The following is a 19,849-nucleotide window of genomic DNA, read 5'->3' as shown; positions in this document are numbered from 1 at the left end:
TCTGAACATGATTACTAACACCTAAAGTTTTTAGTGTTTTCATTTATTCAGCCCCATTCGCTATGTAGCCAATGATCTCAATCATTGTGTAGCCCAAATGGGGCTACATCATGTGTCCTTATCTCAATTTCATTTTGCAAGATTATCTCGTTGCAATTTCTCTAATGCCTGCTTAATTGCTTCGGCAGAGGAGCTATTTGTACCTGAGGACAATGAATTGGATGCATCAGTTATAAAATCCAAAATCGGTTGAGGTACGCTATCAGAACTTACAGGATTGGCCGATAATTGTTGATTTATCAAAACGTCTGAAGAAGTAGATGTTCCGCTAGTACTAGCTCTAATAGCTTCAATTACAGACTGAGAACTCATATTACTGTTTCCAGAAGATACTTGTGTCCAATAGGCTAGCCCCCCTCCTTCAGCCGGTCGTCCAAATAAATTTTGATAGAGTTCTGATAAAATTTCGTTCGTATTAGTGCTTGAGGCTGGTACATACACATTTCCACCAGCTTGTGCAACACTATTGTAAAGACCAATACTTTGCTGAGCGATGGTGCCAGAAGATAGCTGTGTTGACCAATTGGCAAGCCCAGCCTCGTCAGCCGGTCGTCCAAAATATGCTGTATATAAACTCTGTATAGCTTCGTTGCTCGGGTTAGTACCCAAACCTGAATTGCCACCATTTGTACTTGAAGCTACACCAGATGAATTTCCACTATTTTGTATAGCTGTAGCTAATGATGCAGGATCAACTGGTGCCGGAGAAGGTACTGATGCAGGTAAAACTGCTGGAATCGCAGCATTTGTATTAGCTAGATTTGGTGTTTGGCTATTCGTATTTCTTTCAGAACCTGCCCGTCTTATCACATCTTTCATCGCATCAGCCAAGCTTTGTATGAGTTGATCCTGTGCCTGTATCAGGCTATGCCAATGGTTCATTTCCAACTCTAGATTTAACAGCGGGTCATTGAGTAAAGAATTTGTATTAGGGGAACCATTTGCTGGTAGTGTCACACTCGAAGGCGTACTTGCCTGTGGATTACCATTTGCATCAACAATAACAACTTTTGGTGCCTGAACAACATTCCGCATATTGCCAATAATAGAATTACGGATGTCCTGCATTTTTTTGATAAAGTTTATTAGACTTTCAAAAGCTTCATTGCGTTTACTCGTCAAACTCTGCAAACGCAGCATATCCATTTGCTGAGAGTTTGACGCTGAATCTATTTGACCTTTAATTCCTGTTTGCAAAGCCTCTATATCTGCTTTATTTAAAACATTGCCTTTCAATAAGCTTCCAATATCTACACCAGCAGATTGAGCATCAACTTTAAGTTGCTGAAATAGCTGGTCTATATTTGATCCAGCAGTAATTTGGATAGAATTTTGCGATGTTGAAAATACCGCCAATAAAGCCCGCAAACTATTCGACACTGTATTGAGTTTGCCAATTTGATCATTCCTAGCCTGCACTCCCGCAATCTGATCTCGAAGCTGACTTTCTAACAAGTTCGCTCTTTGACTTTGCACTGCTAGCAAGGCTGTTTCTATGTCCATTGATGAGATATCAAGTGGAGTTATATCCAGATTACTCCCACCGATTGGCACATAATCCATTGCACCATAAATGACTTTATCCTTAATCTTCCCAGTCGTGGTGAATGGCACATCTGCAAGCTGATAATTTTGTGCATCTGCTCCCGTAAGGACTATATTTTCAATATGGACGGTTTTATCGCTACCCACTACAGCATCAGTAAAATGACCATCAGCCTGTACGCCTAGCTCGTCACCGACGATCATTCCATCAAATATAGCAGCGTCCAAATTCAGATCTGCTTTTGTTGTTCCATCATGAACTTTGTCTTTGGCAGTAATCCCCTGAATCGCAGAAATGATTTTTTTATCAATGGTTGCAGTTAAAGTAGGCACTGGCTTATCTAATTCATAGTTTTGCGCATCTTGACCGACCAATTGAAGATTGACCTGTACGTTTTTATCTGCTGCTGCATGTTTATCTGCAAATGTACCATCTGCCAGCAGTTGTAAATCATCCCCTTCAATCTTGCCGTTTAAAACAGCATTTGTAGTGTTGATCAACGCCTGTGTGGTACCGTCATATACTTTATCTGCATTCAAACCTGTAATATCGGAAATTTTGGCACGATGAATATCCGCAACATAGTGAGTCTGTAAAGCTCCCTCAGCTAAACGATAGTTCTGACCATCTATACCCGAAAGATAAGCCTGAACTAAACGAATTGATTTATCTGTCCCTGCATTTTTATCTGCGTAGACACCATTCAATACCAGTCCTAAATCATCCCCTGCAATTTTTCCATTCAATGCTATGTCATTGATATTAAACTGCGCATTGATATTGCCATTGTAGGTTTTATCGAGTGCTTGTACGCCTTGCAGATGAATAACCGCTTGATCAATATTCGCCTGTAAATTGAGAGATGTTGGCAACAGCTGATAGTTTTGTGCATCTTGTCCATTCAGCGTCAGTCCAGATACACTCACTAGACGATCTTGTCCAGCATTTTTTGTTGCAAACTGGGCTTGACCAATCTCTAAGTTCAACTGATCTCCAATGAAAGCACCAGCCAACTTCACTTGATCTTGATTGAGTTGCACATGGGTTGTACCGTCATAGACTTTGTTTTCGGCAATCAGCCCTTGAATATCTGCAATGAGGGCTTTGTTGATACTGCCTTGATACCACTGGGCATTGGTGGCTAAAGCATAGTTGGCAGCATCTGCCCCAATAAGCTCTAAGCCATGCAAACGAACGACTTTATTTAAACCGACATTTTTATCCCCGAAACTAGCATCCGTGGCATACAGCATGACATTGTCACCCGTAATTGCTTCATGGGTCTGTGCATATTGGGTGCTTAAAGGTGCGCTCAATTTGGCATCGTAGGTTTTAACAATACTGCCAAAACCGCTCATGTCTGAAATGACACGCTGAGCAATATTCGCCGTGGCGGTCAATGGTGCTTGCTGTAACTGATAGTTCTCTGCATCCGCACCTGTCAGCACCAAATCCGAAATATAAACCGTCTTGTTTTGACCCGCATTTTTATCTGCGAACTGTGCTTTACCGCCTGCAACATTGACCAAGTCGTTGCCTAAGCGACCATCAATTTGAACATTCCATAATTCAACCTGAGTATCTAAAGTCCCGTCATAGATTTTATTGGTTGCCAAAAGATTGCTGAGATTCAGTATGGCTTTATCAATGCTTGCGCTCAACTGATAGGGCTGTGTCACTAAGCGATAGTTAGACGCATCTTCACCAATTAAATCTAAGCTATGCAAATAAACAACTTTATTTTCACCTGCATGTTTATCTGCAAAACTTGCAGTGCCATCCACCCTAAGCTGATCCCCTTGTACTAAACCATCAAATACTACATTTTGTGATTCAAGTACTGCGGTTGTGGTTGCATCATAAACTTTATCTCGTACATTTAAGCCATCCACCAATCGAATTTCCGCTTGATGAATATCTGCACTTGAATGCGTACCTGATTGTTGTAATTGTTCAGACAAGACATAGTTTGATGCATCTGCACCACCTAAGCTCAATTGGTCAATGACCACATCTTTATTTGTTCCTGCTTGCTTGGTCGTAAATTGTGCATTGGCATCTAAGCTCAGTTGATCTCCTACAATCAATCCATCCAATACCAATTGCGACTGGTCAATGTGTGCCGTACGCGTTCCATCATAAATTTTATCTTGGGCTTGAATCCCCGTAATGTTTTGAATTTCTCGGCGTGAAATATTCGCTACTGTACTGAGTTCATTCACCAATTCATAATTCGTGGCATCTTGGCCTGACAATGTAACTTCGCTTAAAACAACAGCTTTGTTATCACCTGCATTTTTATCCAGAAAAGAGGCCGTTCCAACATTGACCTGTACTTGATCTGCACCAAATAGACCATTTGCCTGCGCTTGCCCTGTCAAATTTGCTGTCAGTGAACCATCATAGATTTTGTCGGTGACGGCATTGCCAATACTTGAAATTTTGGCTTTATTGATTTGTACCTGACCTGCAACAAAGTCGATGTCATAGCCTGTTTGCGTGGAGTACAACCCTGTTATTTCAGACTGTGCCTGACCCGCATTCTTACTACCACCCGTATAGATGGCTTCACCTAAAATTTGCGTTGGATCTGCGCTTTGAACAGAGGTTGTATAGCTATTACTGTTTTGCACTTGACCATTGTATTCGCCCACATAATCATCGGCTTTTATGGTAAGTGGTGTCAGAAATGCCTTGAGTAGAGGTCCTGTTTGCCCGTCATAAATACGCCATGCTGCTGCTTGTCCCGCAGTATTTGTAATATCCCAACCTAAATTGCTATAAGATTGGCTTTGTTGAGCTTCTTCAGCGCTCAACACACTGTCTACACCCAATCCATCCCATACGGTTACAGCACCATTTTGCTTACTAAAATAGCCATTGGTAATGGAAGCATCATGTAGATATCCAACCAGTGTACTTTCACCATCTTCATAATTCACTGAACCTGTACTATAAACCTGATCAAGCGCACTATTAAAACCGTAACCAACGAGAGCACCTACATGGTATTGCCCTTCGACATGTCCTTGCACAAAACTGTTACTGAGCTTGGAATCCGTCATCTCTCCAATCAATCCACCAACGAATGCCCCCCCCTGTATCTGTGCATTGATTAAACCGACATTACGGATATCCGCATCTTCAATCTTACCAAAGAGACCAGCATAACTGTCTTGTCCTTGAAAACCTTGTTTATGAATGGTTAGATTTTCAATCACATGACCTAAACCATCAAATAATCCTTTAAATGGATGATTTCCTGCATCTTCGCCAGAGCCTTCAGTCATGCTCCCCACAGGTACAAAGTTTGCGACACTCTTCGCATCAATATGTGCGCCTAATGCGTAATAACCGTTCAGATCATTTTTCATATTCTGTACAGCATTGATATCTGTCAGAACCTGAAATGTTTTTAAATTTTCTAGATGAGAACCACGTTGAATACTAAAGTTCAAACCCTGCTGTAAATGTACAGGCGCTTGAATAAAGTAATCTGCATATTGGTTGCCACTTTTACCATCAAGGCTGTGTTGACCATACTTCAGATGGAGTTGACCGCCTTGACCTTGACTTGCATCAATCACATTATTAATAAAAATATTGTTATTAGCATCCAATGTGAGTGCCTGACCACTTTGCCAAGTAATCGCATCATGAATGATAATATCCCCTTGACCTATACTTGGCTCGATCAATATTGGATCTGTCGATACTGTGCTTTGTGCATCACGTGTTTGAATGGTGACATCTGTCTGCTCTAAAGCAGCACTTAAAGCAGCACCTGTGATATTGCCCTCTTTCCCCACAACAAAATCAACTGGATCAATCAACCATTGACCTATTTTCGCACCTAATTCAGCTTGGGTATTTACTTTTGCACTATTGGTAATATTCACAGTCGCTGCTGAAGTTTCAACAAAACCACCTGACTGTCCATTTTTACCTTGTGCGGATAATTGTCCTGTCAACTGCGTGGTGCCATGCGCCAGATCTGCCAACAACACAATTTCGCCTTTGCTATTGGTAGTTAAACGATTGGCTTGTATATAACCACTGTGGTTAACCACAGCACGCCCTAAGTTTTGTTGTGCCTGCGCCGTAAGATGAACACGACCATCGTCTGCGATAATGACACCACCTTGATCGATCAAGGCCTGTAAAGTGCCTTGATCGATATCGTAACTAGCAAGTTTCCCCTGATCTAATCGGATGCGAACTTGATCTGCCGCTGTAAGTCTGACCTCACCATTCGGTGCAATCATTTCACCTGTTTGCGTGATTTGTGGTGCAATCAGTGCAACTGTTCCACCATTTTTTATCGTAATTTTGCCATGTTGCTCAATTTTCCCTGCTTTACCTTGATTCGCAAAACTCATTTGTCCATGTTGATTGTCTGTTTCAAGATCTAAAGTCGAAGCCACCAAGCCACCAACATTGACCTGCGAAGTTTTGGAAAATACGATTCCGTTGGGGTTAATTAGAAAAACTTGTCCATTGGCATTCAGTTTTCCCATAATTTGACTTGCATTGCTATCTAAAACACGGTTGACCGCAATTGACGATTGATTGGGCTGTACAAAATTAACTTCAGCCTTTTTTCCAATATTAAAAGTGTCCCACACCGTGGACAAATGTTGAGTATTCTGCTGAATATTGAGTTGATTGCCCGCATTTTGAAACTGTGCTTCACCCGATGTGACATTCGCACCTGTTGGTAAGGCACTATCATGAAGTGCTGCGCTCACAGCGAAAGATAACGCAGACAGTGCTGGTAACATTAATGCTGTAAGTGCATTAGATCTCACCTTCTTGATCGCTTTTTTCGCTTCGCCAGACACTTGCCCCTGTGTGGCAAGTTCAGAAACTGCTTGCCAACATAATTTCTTTTTATTCCAAATGACTTTATAAATTTTGTTCATGTTCGCGCAACATTTCATCATAAATGACTGTATTAGAACATGAAAAAAACAGCCCTACTATCACTGAAACTAGGTATAGTTGATCAATAACAGGAAAAATATCTTTTATCCGACCAATGGCACAAAAATAATCGGCAAAAAAAAGACCGCTAAAAGCGGTCTTTTTTATCATCTAAGATGATTAAGCAGCCAATGCGCCTTTAGCTTTTTCAGCTAAAGCTGCAAATGCAACTGAATCATGCATAGCGATGTCAGCAAGTACGCGACGGTCGATAATCACTTGAGCTTTTTTCAAGCCAGCGATCATACGGCTGTACGACAAACCATTTTGACGAGCACCAGCATTGATACGCGCAATCCATAGAGCACGGAATTGACGTTTCTTTTGACGACGGTCACGGTAAGCATATTGACCTGCTTTGATTACTGCTTGGAACGCTACGCGATATACGCGTGAACGAGCGCCGTAGTAACCTTTAGCACGAGCAAGAATTTTTTTATGACGGCGATGAGCCTGTACACCACGTTTAACACGAGCCATTTATAATCTCCTTAGATGTATGGGCACATACGGCGAACTGAAGCAACGTCACTTACGTGAACCATTACACAGCCGCGTAATTGACGGATACGCTTAGCAGATTTTTTGGTCAAAATGTGTCGTTTGAACGCTTGGTGACGTTTAAAACCGTTTGCAGTTGGCTTGAAGCGTTTAGCTGCACCACGGCGAGTTTTCATCTTAGGCATAAGAACCTCTTTTGAACACCTGTTCGGCACGTCTGCACCATTGCAAAGACGCCCTGCAGGTAAGGGAGCGAGTATTCTAAAGCATCTTTGCTCAAAACAAAAGCAAATCTTTCTACCGAATATCGATCTTAATTAATTTTCTGATATAGATTTTCCGATGATTTTATAAGCGATGCCCAATAAGGCTTATATAATGTCGGCACACCAACTATTACTGTCCATTATGAAACCTGCACAGGATGCTTTTGCAGCCCTACGTTATCGGGATTTCTCGATTGTTACGCTCAATCAATTTTGTCTGACCTTAGCCATTTTGATTCAAGAAATTATCGTTGCTTATTCACTGTATCAAATCACCAAAGACCCCTTAACACTGGGCTTAATTGGTTTAGCCGAAGCAATTCCTTTTATTGCCCTCTCTTTGTGGGGAGGATATTTTGCAGATCGTTTCAATAAACAGACCATTATGAAAATTTGTCTGTTTTTTTCTGTACCGATGCCACTGATTCTTTGGGGGCTATTTCACCAATATGGTCTCGGGCAAATTGATGTCACCCAACTGTCTTGGGGTATTTATTCGGTCATTTTTGGGCTTGGAACGATCCGTGGTTTCTATAATCCCTCGGCAACGTCGCTTAAACCTTTTTTGATCCCGCGGGAGCTCTATGCCAATGGTGCAACATGGACAACGATTGGTTGGCAAAGCGGGGTGATTATTGGGCCAATGCTTGGCGGTTTTATGTTGGCATTTTTAGGCCGTGAAACCAGTTTGCTCAGTGTTGCAGCACTACTAACGGTCTGCTTCGTCCTCATTAATCTGCTCAGTAAACGCAGTTTCCCTAAAATTGAATCTGACAATTTAAAAGATAGTTTAAGTGAAGGTTTTCGTTTTATCTGGAAAACCAAAATTGTCCTTTGGGCGATTTCACTCGATTTGGTTTCTGTGCTTTTTGGTGGCGTGATTGCCCTCTTACCGATTTTTGCCGAAGATATTTTAAAAGTGGGGCCTGAAGGTTTAGGCTACTTACGGGCAGCACCGTCTATTGGCGCACTCATCACCATGATTGCATTGACCAAATTCCCTCCAACTCATCATGCATGGCGCAATATGTTATTGGCTGTAACGGGTTTTGGTGTATTTACCATTTTATTCGCATTTTCAAGCCATCTTTGGTTATCACTCTTTGCACTGGCAATGACTGGTGCATGTGACAGTGTTTCTGTCGTCGTGCGTCAAACGATTTTACAGCTCTATCCACCTGAAAATATGCGTGGCCGTGTAGCCGCGGTCAATGGCATGTTTGTCTCCAGTAGTAATGAACTTGGTGCATTTGAATCTGGATTGGCTGCAAAATATATGGGCACGATCATGGCGACACTGTTTGGTGGCTGTATGACCATGGCTGTAGTTGCGATCAGTTGGGCAAAAACCCGTGACTTGTTTTGGATCGACATTACCCATCAGTCAAAAAAATAATGGCATATTTTCCATTTAAACCTTGCCAGTATTTCCAATACAGGAAATACTGCGCAGCAATATCGACGCATTCATCACTCACTTTGTGATCTTAGAATAGACTTATGAAACAATATCTGTGCTTAACCCTTTTGGCCTGCGCTCCATTTTCTACAGCGTTTAGTGCTTCTACCAAAACCCACCAACTTCCGGCACAGAATATTGAAGTTGCTCCTGCGCATTTAACCACGCGTTTAAATTGGTCGGTTTTTCCAAAACCAGTATATGCCAATGAAGACCTCAAGCAACGTGATCGCGCAGCCATTATTCGTGTCACAGCGAATGCAAAAGGTACAATTACCGATGCAAGTGTTGAAGAAAGTACAGGTGTCGATCAACTCGACCGAATCTTAATTTCTGCTGTCAAAAAAGCTAAAGTCAAACCACATTTAGAAAATGGTGAAGCCAAAGCCATTATTGGCTATCAAGCGTTTAATTTGAGAGTTAAAGGCAATACGCCTGAATGTGATTTCAACTTTGATTCAAAAGTTTGGAATGCACAAAGTGCAAATAAGAAAACGCCATTCCAATATGTATCTCAACCAAAATTAGATCTCACTAGTCATGAGTTGAAACAGCACGACCGTAAAGTCAAATTTAACTTTAAAGTGGACAAACACGGACAAGTGAAAAAGGTCAAGATCAAGCAAGGCTCTGGCATTTATGCACTCGATCAGAAAGTCGTTGAAGCACTAAGAAATAGTCAGATCTCGGTTAAACGTACTGCGAGCACCCTATGGGTCTACAAAAAGTCGAACTTTAAAGATGAAATTCAGTTTAAAGTGAACGGCTGTAAATAAATAATAGATGCAACATTTCAAACAGGGATTGAATCTTTCAATGCCCTGTTTTTTTATCTCAGAAAAAACCTAAAAATATAAGATAAATACAGAGATAACGTCCTGTTTTCGCCACGGTAACCATGAACACAAAGCGCCAGAAGTCTTCTTTCATTAAACCCGCGATTAAAGTAATTGGGTCTCCAATAATCGGCAGCCAACTCAGTAGCAAAGACCAATAGCCATATTTGTGATAAATACCCTGTGCCTGCTGCATTTTCGACTCTGACACGGGAAACCATGTTTTATTTTTATAATGTTCTACTTTTAAACCGAGCCACCAATTCACACAAGAACCGAGAATATTACCAATACTGGCCACCATAATCAGCAGCCATGGATTATGTTGACCATAGCTCAACAAGCCGAGCAATACGGCTTCGGACTGTAAAGGAAGTAAGGTCGCAGCCCCAAATGCCGCGAAGAATAAAACTAAAAACGACCACATCGAAACGAATGCTTAGAGACCTAATTTTTTCTTCGACTTCAAATATTCAAAATTTGACCAAAGCACTGCTGCAACAATTACAACGATTCTCGACCATTTATATTGTGAAGAAATCGGTTCAATCGCAGCCCGCATCAAGTTTTGATCTTTGGTATGTAAATCTGCAAGAATATTTTGAACATGCACAATTTCAGCGACAAATAGCACTAAGCAGCCTGCAATACCAAAAATAATACTCCAATAGATTCTTGGGTTATTTTCAACAATACGGGTAAAATTTAAGAAAAAGTCTTTCATCGCAAAATCGTCCAACTAAGCCGTCAACAACGCGTTCTTTTCGGCAGCGCCGCATTCTAACACAGCGTTAGAATTTTCTTCCGTCCTATCTAAAATCTTAAGGTGAGTCTTTCCGCACTTTACTTTTATACATGAGACTTCTAATCTGCCACGCAAATATTGAATAATTTTAACTCACTTTATGAAAAAAATTCTTTGCTTAAGTTTTATCGTGTTATTACAAATTTTGACCGCTTTATATGCACAAAGTCCTTCTGAAGTTGCCAAACAACACGTGATTACACAAGATCAAATGATTTGGCAAAAGCGACCTATCTTTAACTTCAACAATGACGATCTGGGCAATCAAAATCGTGACCTTAGTTTTAAATTGTATGTTTTAGCCACCGGCGAAGTTCAAAAAGCTGAATTAATCAAAAGCTCTGGACTTACACACATTGATAAGCGGGTTGAGCAGTCACTTTTACGTGCCAAGTTCAAACCTTATATCGAAAATGGTGTCGCTTACCCCTTTGTTGCCCTACAGCCCTTCTCACTCAAGACCCTGAAAGAAAACCAAAGACCTTGGTGGAAAAAGCTTCTATTCATTTCATAAAAAAAAAGAGCATGTTTCCATGCTCTTTTTTTAAACCTGTATTGCTAAGGCTTTTTGTACCGCTGGACGGGCCGTCAGTCGATCGATATAGTCTTTCACGTATGGATAATCTTCCAGCTGAATTTGCTGCCATTCATGACGCAGTGCCCAAGGCAGAATAGCCATATCTGCAATCGAATACTCTCCAGCCACAAATTTTTGACCAATCAACTGATGGTTCAAAACTTTATACAAGCGTTTAGATTCATTTACATAACGTTCAGTTGCATACGGAATACGTTCAGGTGCAAAACGACTAAAATGATGATTTTGTCCTAACATGGGCCCAAAACCACCCATTTGCCACATCAACCATTGTTCAACTTCAACGCGCTCAAACTCATCTTCTGGATAAAACAAACCTGTTTTACGTCCAAGATATTGCAGAATCGCACCAGACTCAAAAACTGAAATTGACTCTCCTCGTGGGCCATTCTGATCCACGATTGCAGGGATTTTATTGTTCGGAGAAATTCTCAAAAAGTCTGGCTGAAATTGATCATTTTCCAAGATATTAATCGGAAAAATTTGGTATTCCAAACCCATTTCTTCTAAAGCGATGGTAATTTTATGTCCATTGGGTGTACCCCAATAGTAGAGGTCAATCATATATTTTTCCTATGAATATTCTCGTTTTTAGTTCAGGTTATGCAATTTTATCTGCATTTTATAACATGAATTTAATACAAAAGCCTTAAGCCTAACTGAATTTTTCAGCGACATTTATGCACTTTATTTATTTAGTATTCTCTAAAATTTTGGCTTTACAGTATTTATAATTTAGCTCATATTTTATGCTAAGAAATGATTTTTCCAATATATTCCAAACAAGACAAATCCAATAATCTCAAATAAAAAATCAACTTATACAGGTTCAATTATGAGCTATATGCGACAAAACACACTCAATCCCCTCGGTATTTTTGTGGTTTTATTCTTTTTATTGGTTGTACTGCTGCTCCTGATGTTTGCTTGGCCACATTATAAAGTCTGGAAACAAGGCATGGACGGTCAGGCTGCTCTAGCAGAAGCTGAACAATCGAAAATGATTCAGGTCCAAGTGGCAAAAGCTGAACTTGAAAGTGCCAAACTGCGCGCCCAAGCCATTAAACTCGTGGGACAAGCCGCCAAAGAATATCCCGAATATCGAAAGCAAGAATTTATTGGTGCCTTTGGTGAGGCACTAAGAGATGGTCGTATTCAACAAATTATTTATGTCCCAACTGAAGCCAATATTCCTATTGTTGAAGCAAGCCAGCAACGACTAGCTGAATAATTCAAAATTCAGACATAAAAAAGCCCTGCATCCGCAGGGCTTTTTTCATCAAGAGATGCTTACTTTTTCTTTTTAGGACCAAGTAGCATACCCATTTGACGACCTTCCATTTTCGGTGATTGTTCAACAACACCTACTTCAGCAACGTCAGCTTCAATTTTTTGTAATTGAGCAAGACCAAGCTGTTGGTGTGCCATTTCACGACCACGGAAACGAAGCGTGATTTTTACCTTGTTGCCTTCTTCAAGGAACTTGATAATCGCACGTAGTTTAACGTTGTAGTCACCAACATCAGTACCAGGGCGGAGTTTGATTTCTTTCACCTGTACTTGATGTTGTTTTTTCTTCGCTTCTTTTTGCTTTTGTTTTAGATCAAACAAATGCTTGTTAAAATCCATGATTTTGCAGACTGGTGGCTCGGCATTGGCAACGATCTCAACAAGGTCAAGATCTACTGCTTCAGCAGCGCGCAAGGCGTCAGTAAGAGATACAATCCCTTTTTGCTCGCCATTTTCGTCTACTAGACGGACTTCTTTTGCACGAATTTCATCATTCAAGGCAGGACGGTTTGATTTTCCGCCCTGTTGATTACGGTCAGGCTGTTTAATCGCTTTTACTCCACAATGTACCGGCCGCGTTCGGCTACGGCTGCTTTTACTAGGTCAACGAATGCATCAATTGACATAGTACCCAAATTTTTTCCAGAGCGAGTACGGACGTTTACAGTACCTTCCTCAACTTCACGGTCCCCAAGAACCAATAAGTAAGGAATACGCTCTAAAGTACGTTCACGAATCTTAAAGCCGATTTTCTCATTTCTCAAGTCTGAAATCGCACGGATACCGCTTTCTTTAAGTTTAGCGACGACTGACTCACATGCTTCAGCTTGTGAATCGGTAATGTTCATCACACATGCTTGAATTGGAGACAACCAAGGTGGCATGAAACCAGCATAGTGTTCAATAAGTATACCAATAAAACGCTCGAAACTGCCAAGAATTGCACGGTGCAACATTACAGGCTGATCACGGTCGTTATCTTCAGTCACATAAGATGCGTCAAGACGTTCTGGTAAGTTAAAGTCACATTGAATTGTACCGCACTGCCATACACGACCTAAGCAGTCTTTCAATGAGAATTCAATTTTCGGACCGTAGAATGCGCCTTCACCCGGTTGAAGTTCCCACTCTAAGCCAGCAGCATCTAAAGCGTCTGCTAAAGATTTTTCTGCCATGTCCCAAAGTTTGTCATCACCCACACGTTTTTCTGGTCGTGTCGACAACTTCATTTGTACTTCTTCAAAGCCGAAGTCTTTATAAACGTCTAATGTCAGTTTAATAAAGTCTGCAACTTCAGTACCGATTTGTTCTTTCGTACAGAAGATATGCGCATCATCTTGTGTAAAGCCACGTACACGCATAATGCCGTGTAATGAACCCGATGGTTCGTTACGGTGACATGAACCAAACTCAGCCAAACGAATTGGAAGATCACGGTAAGATTTCAAACCTTGGTTGAAGACTTGCACGTGACATGGGCAGTTCATTGGTTTTACAGCATAGTTACGGTTCTCTGAGTGAGTCGTAAACATGTTTTCAGCATAGTTTGCTGCGTGACCAGATTTTTCCCAAAGTGTGAAATCAACCACTTGCGGTGTACGGATTTCTTGGTAACCGTTGGCTTGTTGAACTTTACGCATGTATTGTTCAAGCACTTGGTAGATTGTCCAACCATTTGGATGCCAGAACACCATACCCGGCGCTTCTTCTTGCATATGGAACAAGTCTAACGCTTTACCAATTTTACGGTGATCGCGTTTTTCAGCTTCTTCAATACGTTTGATGTAGGCAGCTAACTGTTTTTTGTCAGCCCAAGCTGTACCGTAAATACGTTGCAGCTGTTCGTTTTTCGCATCACCGCGCCAGTAAGCACCAGAGATTTTAGTCAACTTGAACGATTTTAAGAATTTAGTATTTGGAACGTGCGGACCACGGCACATATCCAAGTAGTCTTGATGGTAGTACAAGCCCATTTCAGTTTCTTCAGGCATGTCTTCGATCAGACGCAGTTTGTATTCTTCGCCACGTGCAGTGAACTCTTTGATCACTTCATCACGTGGAGTCATTTTTTTGATGACATCATAGTCTTGGTCGATGAGCTTTTTCATGCGCTCTTCGATTGCTGCCATGTCATCTAAAGTAAACGGACGTGGCATCCAGATGTCATAGTAGAAACCTTCTTCAATGACAGGACCAATGACCATCTTTGCTTCTGGGAACAATTGCTTAACTGCATGACCCACCAAGTGCGCACAAGAGTGACGAATGATGTGAATACCATCTTCATCTTTAGGCGTGATAATTTGTAGGCTAGCATCTTCTGTAATTAAATCAGACGCATCAACTAAACGATCGTTTACACGACCAGCAACTGTATTTTTTGCTAGACCAGGACCGATGCTTTGAGCAACTTCCATCACAGACACGGCATGATCAAATTCTTTTTGATCGCCATTTGGCAAAGTGATAATTGGCATATAAAAATCCTTAAGGAGTGATGCCCCGTACAATGGAGCATGTCACCGCGAGATTATGATCGAGGGAGACCCTCAAAAGATAAAAACGGTGGATAAATAAAATTCGACCTAAATTTTACACGCCCTGCCAACTTTAATAAACCTCTAATCCCATGGAAGTTGATTTTTCTACCGCCTTTTACAAGACTCCTGATAATTCAAGCAGATTTCAGCCGAAATGCGCTTTATGCTGTCAACATAATAATCACGTTCTCATTCATAACTGATGTTACGCACGTAAAAAAAAATTGCGAAACAATTGAACCAAAGAACGTAATGACGCTTTTTTATTCTCTGAATGTCTCTAAGGCGATCAATTGATCTGATTGATACAACCAAAGCTGTGCAAATTGAGGGATGATCATTTCACTTTGCGCAGGGCGTAAAAAAATATAATCATCTATGTCTATGCTACTTGTCTGCGGAATTTGCACAAGTTCCTGATTACTACTTCGACCATATAATGCATGGGGCTGACTGCCTTGAGGATAAACATAGTCCCCTCGCCAATAGCCTCCATAAATAAACACAGCCTGAGATTTTGCCCAACGACTGAGCCATTCTAACTGTGGTAATTCTGTCCTTGGCAACACTTTTAACACGGGTGTGGCGAGCCACAAGGCACTTTGGAAAGCGTGTAAATTTTTCAGTTCAAAATCTGCAGGTTTTAATAACATCGAGCCAAACGAGACTTCGTTACAGACACTCTGCTGACAATGAAAACTAAAACTAGGACTACCACCACCATTCCAACAGGTGTGTTCATCACATAAAGTTGGATAGTGCTGTTGTACATAAGCTTTGAATTGTTGATAACTTTTCTGGGATTGTTGATAAGTCTGTTCAGCAGATTGAATCAGTCGTGGAATCTTCGCCACATGTGCGTCATAGCCCATCAATCCTGAAAATTTTAAATGTTGAGGATGTTGAACGATTACATCCAAAATAGCCTTTAGCTCATCGATCGTTTTCAGACCACCGCGGTGTAAACCCACATCGATTTCAATATTGATGCGTAGACACAGTTGATGCTGCTCAGCAAATTTGAGGTATTGGGCTAAACGCTGTTCACTATCAATCAGCCATTGCACTTGCGATTGCGTGGCCTGCAAAACTGCCTTGTCTGCATGCTTCAAGGCCTGAATTGGCATCGGTTTTCCAAACAACACATCGGCTTGTGGCATCGACTCGAAAAGTGTTTTCAGATGTGCAAAATGAAATAGCATGAAACGCTGTGTCTTGAGCTGTGTAGCACAGTGTTGAAGCAATGCCATGCACGCCAAGGATTTCACTACCAAGCGCGGATGCAGACTATGTGGTATTTGCTGCTGAGTGATCACCAAGTTGTGATTTAATGCATCAACATCCACGATTAACTGGGGCATCCCCGTCCCGTTTTGCTTTAACAGCGTATTCAACTGTTGAAAATATGCATCCATGCCATCCCCTTTTTCATATCGTTCAATTGGTCTTCAGTGTTTAACCTTCCACGACGCTTATTCAATCAGTAATTGCTGTAGCTCTGGACTGAGCCACTTTTGCTGAGGATCTAATTCTTGTCGAATATTCAAAAAATCTTGCCACTTGGGGTACACATTTTGAAGCTGCCGCGCATTTAGGCTATGCAATTTCCCCCAATGCGGACGCCCGCCATATTTTAAAAAAATCGGCTCCACGAGCTTAAAGATGACTTGATAATCTTGCTTATAGAACTGATGCACCGAAATTGAGGCCGAATCTTGCTGATAAAACGGACTGAGCCAAATATCATCCCCACGTACAAGTCGATATTCTAGCGGGAAAAACATCGGAACCTTATGTCGTCGAAGGGTATGCAAAATTTCTTCTAAACAATTCATCCCGTGTTGCAGCGGAATCTGGTATTCCATCTCATTAAATTTGGTACTTCGAGCAGAAGGAAAAATTCGACTTGACCAGTCTACGTTGATCGAAGGTTTGACAAAAACACCTAATAATTTTTGTAGCCATGGATTCAGTGGTGGAAAAATTCGCGTCAATTCTGCACAAAGTTTGAGTAATACGTCGTCATCTAACCACTGTTCTTTTCGAGGTTGAAGGTTATCTTCCGTCTCATCTAAGGTTTTTAAAATAACCTGATCGGCATGACTAAATGCCCAGAACTCAATATGTCGATGTTCATATTGCCATTGCTGCATATTCTGCATGACATCGTTCAGTGGACATAATCGCGTCTGTTCTTTGAGTTTATACATCGGTCGATTTTGCAGCTGTACATGCGTCAGCACGCCTAAACTCCCGAGTGAAACACGCCCTGCTTGGAAAATTTCGCTGTTCTGTTCAGCACTGCATTGTAGTAACTCGCCCTGCGCGGTTAATAACTCAAACCCCTTAACCAGTGCCGATAAACACGGCAATTCGAGTCCTGTGCCATGTGTCCCTGTTGCGATAGCTCCAGCCAAACTTTGACGATCAATATCTCCTTGATTGATCAGTGCCTGATCAAAAGACGCGAGCTTCTCGCCCAAATCAAATAATCGTGTGCCAGCTTGGACGGTACTTTGGCAGCGTTCAGCATCGATATCTAGAATACCTTTGAGATGATCTAAACTTACTAAGGTATCTGTAGTTTTTGCCAAAGGGCTAAAAGAGTGCCCTGCGCCAACCATACGAATCTTAGGTTGGGATTGAACCACCTCCATTAACTGCTCAAGATTTTTCGGTTGTATAAATGACTTCGGGATCGACTTCTGAGCACCTGACCAATTTTCCCATGCAATGTCGTGTTGAATTGTCATATTCATCCTTATCGCCATACTTTTTATTGTATTCAGCCGTATTGTTTTATTTTTGATTTCCGCTTTTGCAATGTTGATGCACAAGCCATCTTGATTTTTTACTTAGATTATACGAAGTTCAGCATCTACTCAAATTTAAGTTTATTGTTATAAAACAGCAAATAATCCATAAATCAAAGAGATAAAACCATTCGTTTGAAAGCCCTGACAGACTTTTAAGGACGCTCTAGATTATTCGATCAGCATCATTCAAACATTATCAATAAAGAGGATCACACACGGAAATATCTGCAAAATCAGCATAAAAAACCAACAATTATTGTCTATTTTTCAGCTAAATCATTTATTCTAAAAAATCAATTTTGAGAACTACAGGGTTCATTTTCGCCACTGAATTGTATTTTATTTTATTCATTTTCAATCATTTAAAAAATTAGTATAAATACTCGACTAAAGCATAAATGCAGAGACCCTATGGACTGAATTATTGTTAAGTCAGATTTAAAACAAATATACATGGACTTGGAGTACCACGATGGTTAGCGCATACGATGAATTGCCACGGACCCCGGCAAATTTTGTGGCACTTTCGCCTCTACGTTATTTAGAGCGTGCAGCCTATATTTATCCTGATCAGGATGCCATTATCCACGGCAATCGTCATATTTCATGGCGCCAAACGTATAACCGCTGTCGTCAATTTGCACATCAGTTGCAACAATTAGGCATTGGCAAAAACGACACCGTGTCTGTGTTATTACCGAACGTTCCGGCTATGGTTGAAGCACACTTTGCCGTACCGATGGCAGGTGCGGTACTGAATACGTTAAATACACGTCTTGATGCGAAAACCATTGCCTTCATGCTGGAACATGCAGAAACCAAAGTCCTGTTGGTCGACCCTGAATTTACTCAGGTTGCCACAGAAGCTTTAGCTTTAATCGATCAAGATATTTATGTCATTGATGTGGCAGATGCTGAATTTGAAGGCACAGCACAACCGATCGGACAAATTGAATTTGAAGACTGGTTGGCGCAAGGCGATGCCAACTTTGAATGGCATTTACCCCAAGATGAATGGGATGCCATTAGCTTAAGCTATACCTCAGGCACCACAGGGAATCCAAAAGGCGTGGTGTATCATCACCGCGGCGCATATATCAATGCAGCGAGTAACATCATTGCTTGCGGCATGACGCCACGTGCAACGTATCTGTGGACGCTTCCTCTATTCCACTGTAATGGCTGGTGCTTTGCTTGGACAATGGCAGCCAATGGCGGAACCAATATTTGTCTACGTAAAATTGACCCTGAACTGATTTTCAAATTGATTGCAGAACACAAAGTAGATTATTTCTGCGGTGCGCCAATCGTACTTTCAATGATGATCAATACGCCTGAAGAGAAAAAAGTGCAATTTGACCATCGCGTTGAAGTGATGGTTGCTGGTGCAGCGCCACCTGCAGCGATTATTGAAGGGATGCGTAATATTGGTATTAATGTCACACATGTCTATGGTTTGACTGAAACATATGGTCCATCGGCACTTTGCGCATCGCAAGCAGGTTGGTCTGATCTTTCCATTCAAGAACAAGCACAGTTGCATTCTCGCCAAGGTGTGCCATACCCGCTTCAAGATGGTATGAAAGTCATTGATCCTGAAACCATGTTACCTGTTCCGCATGATGGCCAGACCATGGGTGAAATCATGTTCCGTGGCAACATCGTAATGAAAGGTTATTTGAAAAACCCAGAAGCAACGGCTGAAGCCTTTGCCGGTGGCTGGTTCCATACAGGTGACTTAGCGGTCTGCCAACCCGACGGTTATGCCAAAATTACTGACCGCTCTAAAGATGTAATCATTTCAGGGGGTGAAAACATTTCATCGCTCGAAGTGGAAGAAATTCTGTATCAACACCCTGCTGTACTGACCGCTGCAGTGGTTGCAAAGCCTGACCCTCGTTGGCAAGAAGTGCCTTGTGCCTTCATTGAATTGAAAACAGGCAAAGAGGCAACACCTGAAGAACTGATCGAATTCTGTAAACAACATCTTGCACGTTTCAAAGTGCCAAAAGATGTGGTGATTACCGAAATTCCAAAAACCTCGACAGGTAAACTTCAAAAGTTTGTTTTACGTGAATGGGCTAAAGAGCGCGCTGTTGGTGAATTTGGTTAATATTAAAACTCAAAAGCCAAGCTTGAATTTTTCACC

15 protein-coding genes are annotated in these 19,849 nt (G+C 41.4%); 5 read left to right on the top strand and 10 right to left on the bottom strand.

All coding sequences use genetic code 11. The annotated features are described in order from the left end of the window. Positions 1–129: 129 nt before the first annotated feature. The 3 genes from FTU05_RS05090 to rpmI form a co-directional block, all read right to left on the bottom strand. Positions 130–6,528 (bottom strand): YDG domain-containing protein, encoded by a 6,399-nt coding sequence (locus FTU05_RS05090; protein ID WP_180164428.1) that lies wholly within the window; start codon positions 6,526–6,528, stop codon positions 130–132. Between the two features lie 181 nt (positions 6,529–6,709). Further along, positions 6,710–7,069, bottom strand: a complete 360-nt coding sequence (gene rplT / locus FTU05_RS05085) for a 50S ribosomal protein L20 (protein WP_180164426.1) — start codon at positions 7,067–7,069, stop codon at positions 6,710–6,712. 11 nt (positions 7,070–7,080) lie between these two features. Continuing rightward, entirely contained in the window at positions 7,081–7,275 is a 195-nt protein-coding gene (gene rpmI, locus FTU05_RS05080; protein WP_065994397.1) for a 50S ribosomal protein L35, read from the bottom strand. A 223-nt stretch (positions 7,276–7,498) separates the two neighbouring features. Between rpmI and FTU05_RS05075 the strand changes: the two genes are divergently transcribed. Both FTU05_RS05075 and FTU05_RS05070 read left to right on the top strand, forming a co-directional pair. Next, the gene (locus FTU05_RS05075; protein ID WP_180164444.1) at positions 7,499–8,752 is read left to right on the top strand and encodes an MFS transporter; all 1,254 of its coding nucleotides are present in this window, start codon (positions 7,499–7,501) and stop codon (positions 8,750–8,752) included. Positions 8,753–8,856: 104 nt separating this feature from the next. Next, the gene (locus FTU05_RS05070; protein WP_180164424.1) at positions 8,857–9,591 is read left to right on the top strand and encodes an energy transducer TonB; all 735 of its coding nucleotides are present in this window, start codon (positions 8,857–8,859) and stop codon (positions 9,589–9,591) included. Between the two features lie 58 nt (positions 9,592–9,649). Here the strand turns inward: FTU05_RS05070 and FTU05_RS05065 are convergent, their stop codons facing one another. Beyond that, the gene (locus FTU05_RS05065) at positions 9,650–10,078 is read right to left on the bottom strand and encodes a YqaA family protein (protein WP_180164422.1); all 429 of its coding nucleotides are present in this window, start codon (positions 10,076–10,078) and stop codon (positions 9,650–9,652) included. Positions 10,079–10,090: 12 nt separating this feature from the next. Beyond that, entirely contained in the window at positions 10,091–10,375 is a 285-nt protein-coding gene (locus tag FTU05_RS05060) for a hypothetical protein (RefSeq protein WP_078192639.1), read from the bottom strand. Between the two features lie 211 nt (positions 10,376–10,586). Between FTU05_RS05060 and FTU05_RS05055 the strand changes: the two genes are divergently transcribed. Beyond that, positions 10,587–10,970: an energy transducer TonB gene (locus FTU05_RS05055; protein ID WP_218953249.1), complete on the top strand. Its 384-nt coding sequence runs from the start codon at positions 10,587–10,589 to the stop codon at positions 10,968–10,970. 30 nt (positions 10,971–11,000) lie between these two features. On the opposite strand, the gene FTU05_RS05050 is transcribed toward FTU05_RS05055, so the two are convergent. Then, positions 11,001–11,618: a glutathione S-transferase N-terminal domain-containing protein gene (locus FTU05_RS05050; RefSeq protein WP_078192641.1), complete on the bottom strand. Its 618-nt coding sequence runs from the start codon at positions 11,616–11,618 to the stop codon at positions 11,001–11,003. A 271-nt stretch (positions 11,619–11,889) separates the two neighbouring features. Between FTU05_RS05050 and FTU05_RS05045 the strand changes: the two genes are divergently transcribed. Further along, positions 11,890–12,285: a hypothetical protein gene (locus tag FTU05_RS05045; protein WP_180108992.1), complete on the top strand. Its 396-nt coding sequence runs from the start codon at positions 11,890–11,892 to the stop codon at positions 12,283–12,285. A gap of 59 nt (positions 12,286–12,344) precedes the next feature. Here the strand turns inward: FTU05_RS05045 and infC are convergent, their stop codons facing one another. The 4 genes from infC to FTU05_RS05025 form a co-directional block, all read right to left on the bottom strand. After that, positions 12,345–12,893 carry a translation initiation factor IF-3 gene (gene infC / locus FTU05_RS05040; protein WP_078189588.1) on the bottom strand — a complete coding sequence of 183 codons (549 nt, stop codon included), beginning with the start codon at positions 12,891–12,893 and terminating at the stop codon, positions 12,345–12,347. Positions 12,894–12,898: 5 nt separating this feature from the next. Further along, on the bottom strand, positions 12,899–14,821 hold the full coding sequence (gene thrS / locus FTU05_RS05035; protein ID WP_078189589.1) for a threonine--tRNA ligase: 1,923 nt from the start codon (positions 14,819–14,821) through the stop codon (positions 12,899–12,901). A gap of 326 nt (positions 14,822–15,147) precedes the next feature. Then, complete coding sequence (locus tag FTU05_RS05030; protein WP_180164418.1) at positions 15,148–16,299, bottom strand: alanine racemase; 1,152 nt, start codon at positions 16,297–16,299, stop codon at positions 15,148–15,150. A 57-nt stretch (positions 16,300–16,356) separates the two neighbouring features. Next, positions 16,357–17,637 (bottom strand): D-arabinono-1,4-lactone oxidase, encoded by a 1,281-nt coding sequence (locus tag FTU05_RS05025; RefSeq protein WP_180113697.1) that lies wholly within the window; start codon positions 17,635–17,637, stop codon positions 16,357–16,359. 535 nt (positions 17,638–18,172) lie between these two features. Here FTU05_RS05025 and FTU05_RS05020 point away from each other — a divergent pair. After that, entirely contained in the window at positions 18,173–19,813 is a 1,641-nt protein-coding gene (locus FTU05_RS05020; RefSeq protein WP_180164416.1) for an acyl-CoA synthetase, read from the top strand. Positions 19,814–19,849 lie beyond the last annotated feature (36 nt).

It is taken from the genome of Acinetobacter sp. YH12049, from assembly GCF_013419875.1.
GTDB classification, from domain to species: domain Bacteria; phylum Pseudomonadota; class Gammaproteobacteria; order Pseudomonadales; family Moraxellaceae; genus Acinetobacter; species Acinetobacter amyesii.
This window is presented reverse-complemented; position numbering and strand designations above follow the sequence as displayed.

Bases quoted from the DNA above. Each gene is read 5' to 3' on its own strand.
- FTU05_RS05070 (WP_180164424.1), top strand. From the start codon at position 8,857: ATGAAACAATATCTGTGCTTAACCCTTTTGGCCTGCGCTCCATTTTCT.
- FTU05_RS05020 (WP_180164416.1), top strand. From the start codon at position 18,173: ATGGTTAGCGCATACGATGAATTGCCACGGACCCCGGCAAATTTTGTG.
- FTU05_RS05060 (WP_078192639.1), bottom strand. From the start codon at position 10,375: ATGAAAGACTTTTTCTTAAATTTTACCCGTATTGTTGAAAATAACCCA.
- rplT (WP_180164426.1), bottom strand. From the start codon at position 7,069: ATGGCTCGTGTTAAACGTGGTGTACAGGCTCATCGCCGTCATAAAAAA.
- FTU05_RS05030 (WP_180164418.1), bottom strand. From the start codon at position 16,299: ATGGATGCATATTTTCAACAGTTGAATACGCTGTTAAAGCAAAACGGG.
- thrS (WP_078189589.1), bottom strand. From the start codon at position 14,821: ATGCCAATTATCACTTTGCCAAATGGCGATCAAAAAGAATTTGATCAT.
- FTU05_RS05075 (WP_180164444.1), top strand. From the start codon at position 7,499: ATGAAACCTGCACAGGATGCTTTTGCAGCCCTACGTTATCGGGATTTC.
- FTU05_RS05050 (WP_078192641.1), bottom strand. From the start codon at position 11,618: ATGATTGACCTCTACTATTGGGGTACACCCAATGGACATAAAATTACC.
- FTU05_RS05025 (WP_180113697.1), bottom strand. From the start codon at position 17,637: ATGACAATTCAACACGACATTGCATGGGAAAATTGGTCAGGTGCTCAG.
- FTU05_RS05065 (WP_180164422.1), bottom strand. From the start codon at position 10,078: ATGTGGTCGTTTTTAGTTTTATTCTTCGCGGCATTTGGGGCTGCGACC.
- FTU05_RS05045 (WP_180108992.1), top strand. From the start codon at position 11,890: ATGAGCTATATGCGACAAAACACACTCAATCCCCTCGGTATTTTTGTG.
- rpmI (WP_065994397.1), bottom strand. From the start codon at position 7,275: ATGCCTAAGATGAAAACTCGCCGTGGTGCAGCTAAACGCTTCAAGCCA.
- FTU05_RS05090 (WP_180164428.1), bottom strand. From the start codon at position 6,528: ATGAACAAAATTTATAAAGTCATTTGGAATAAAAAGAAATTATGTTGG.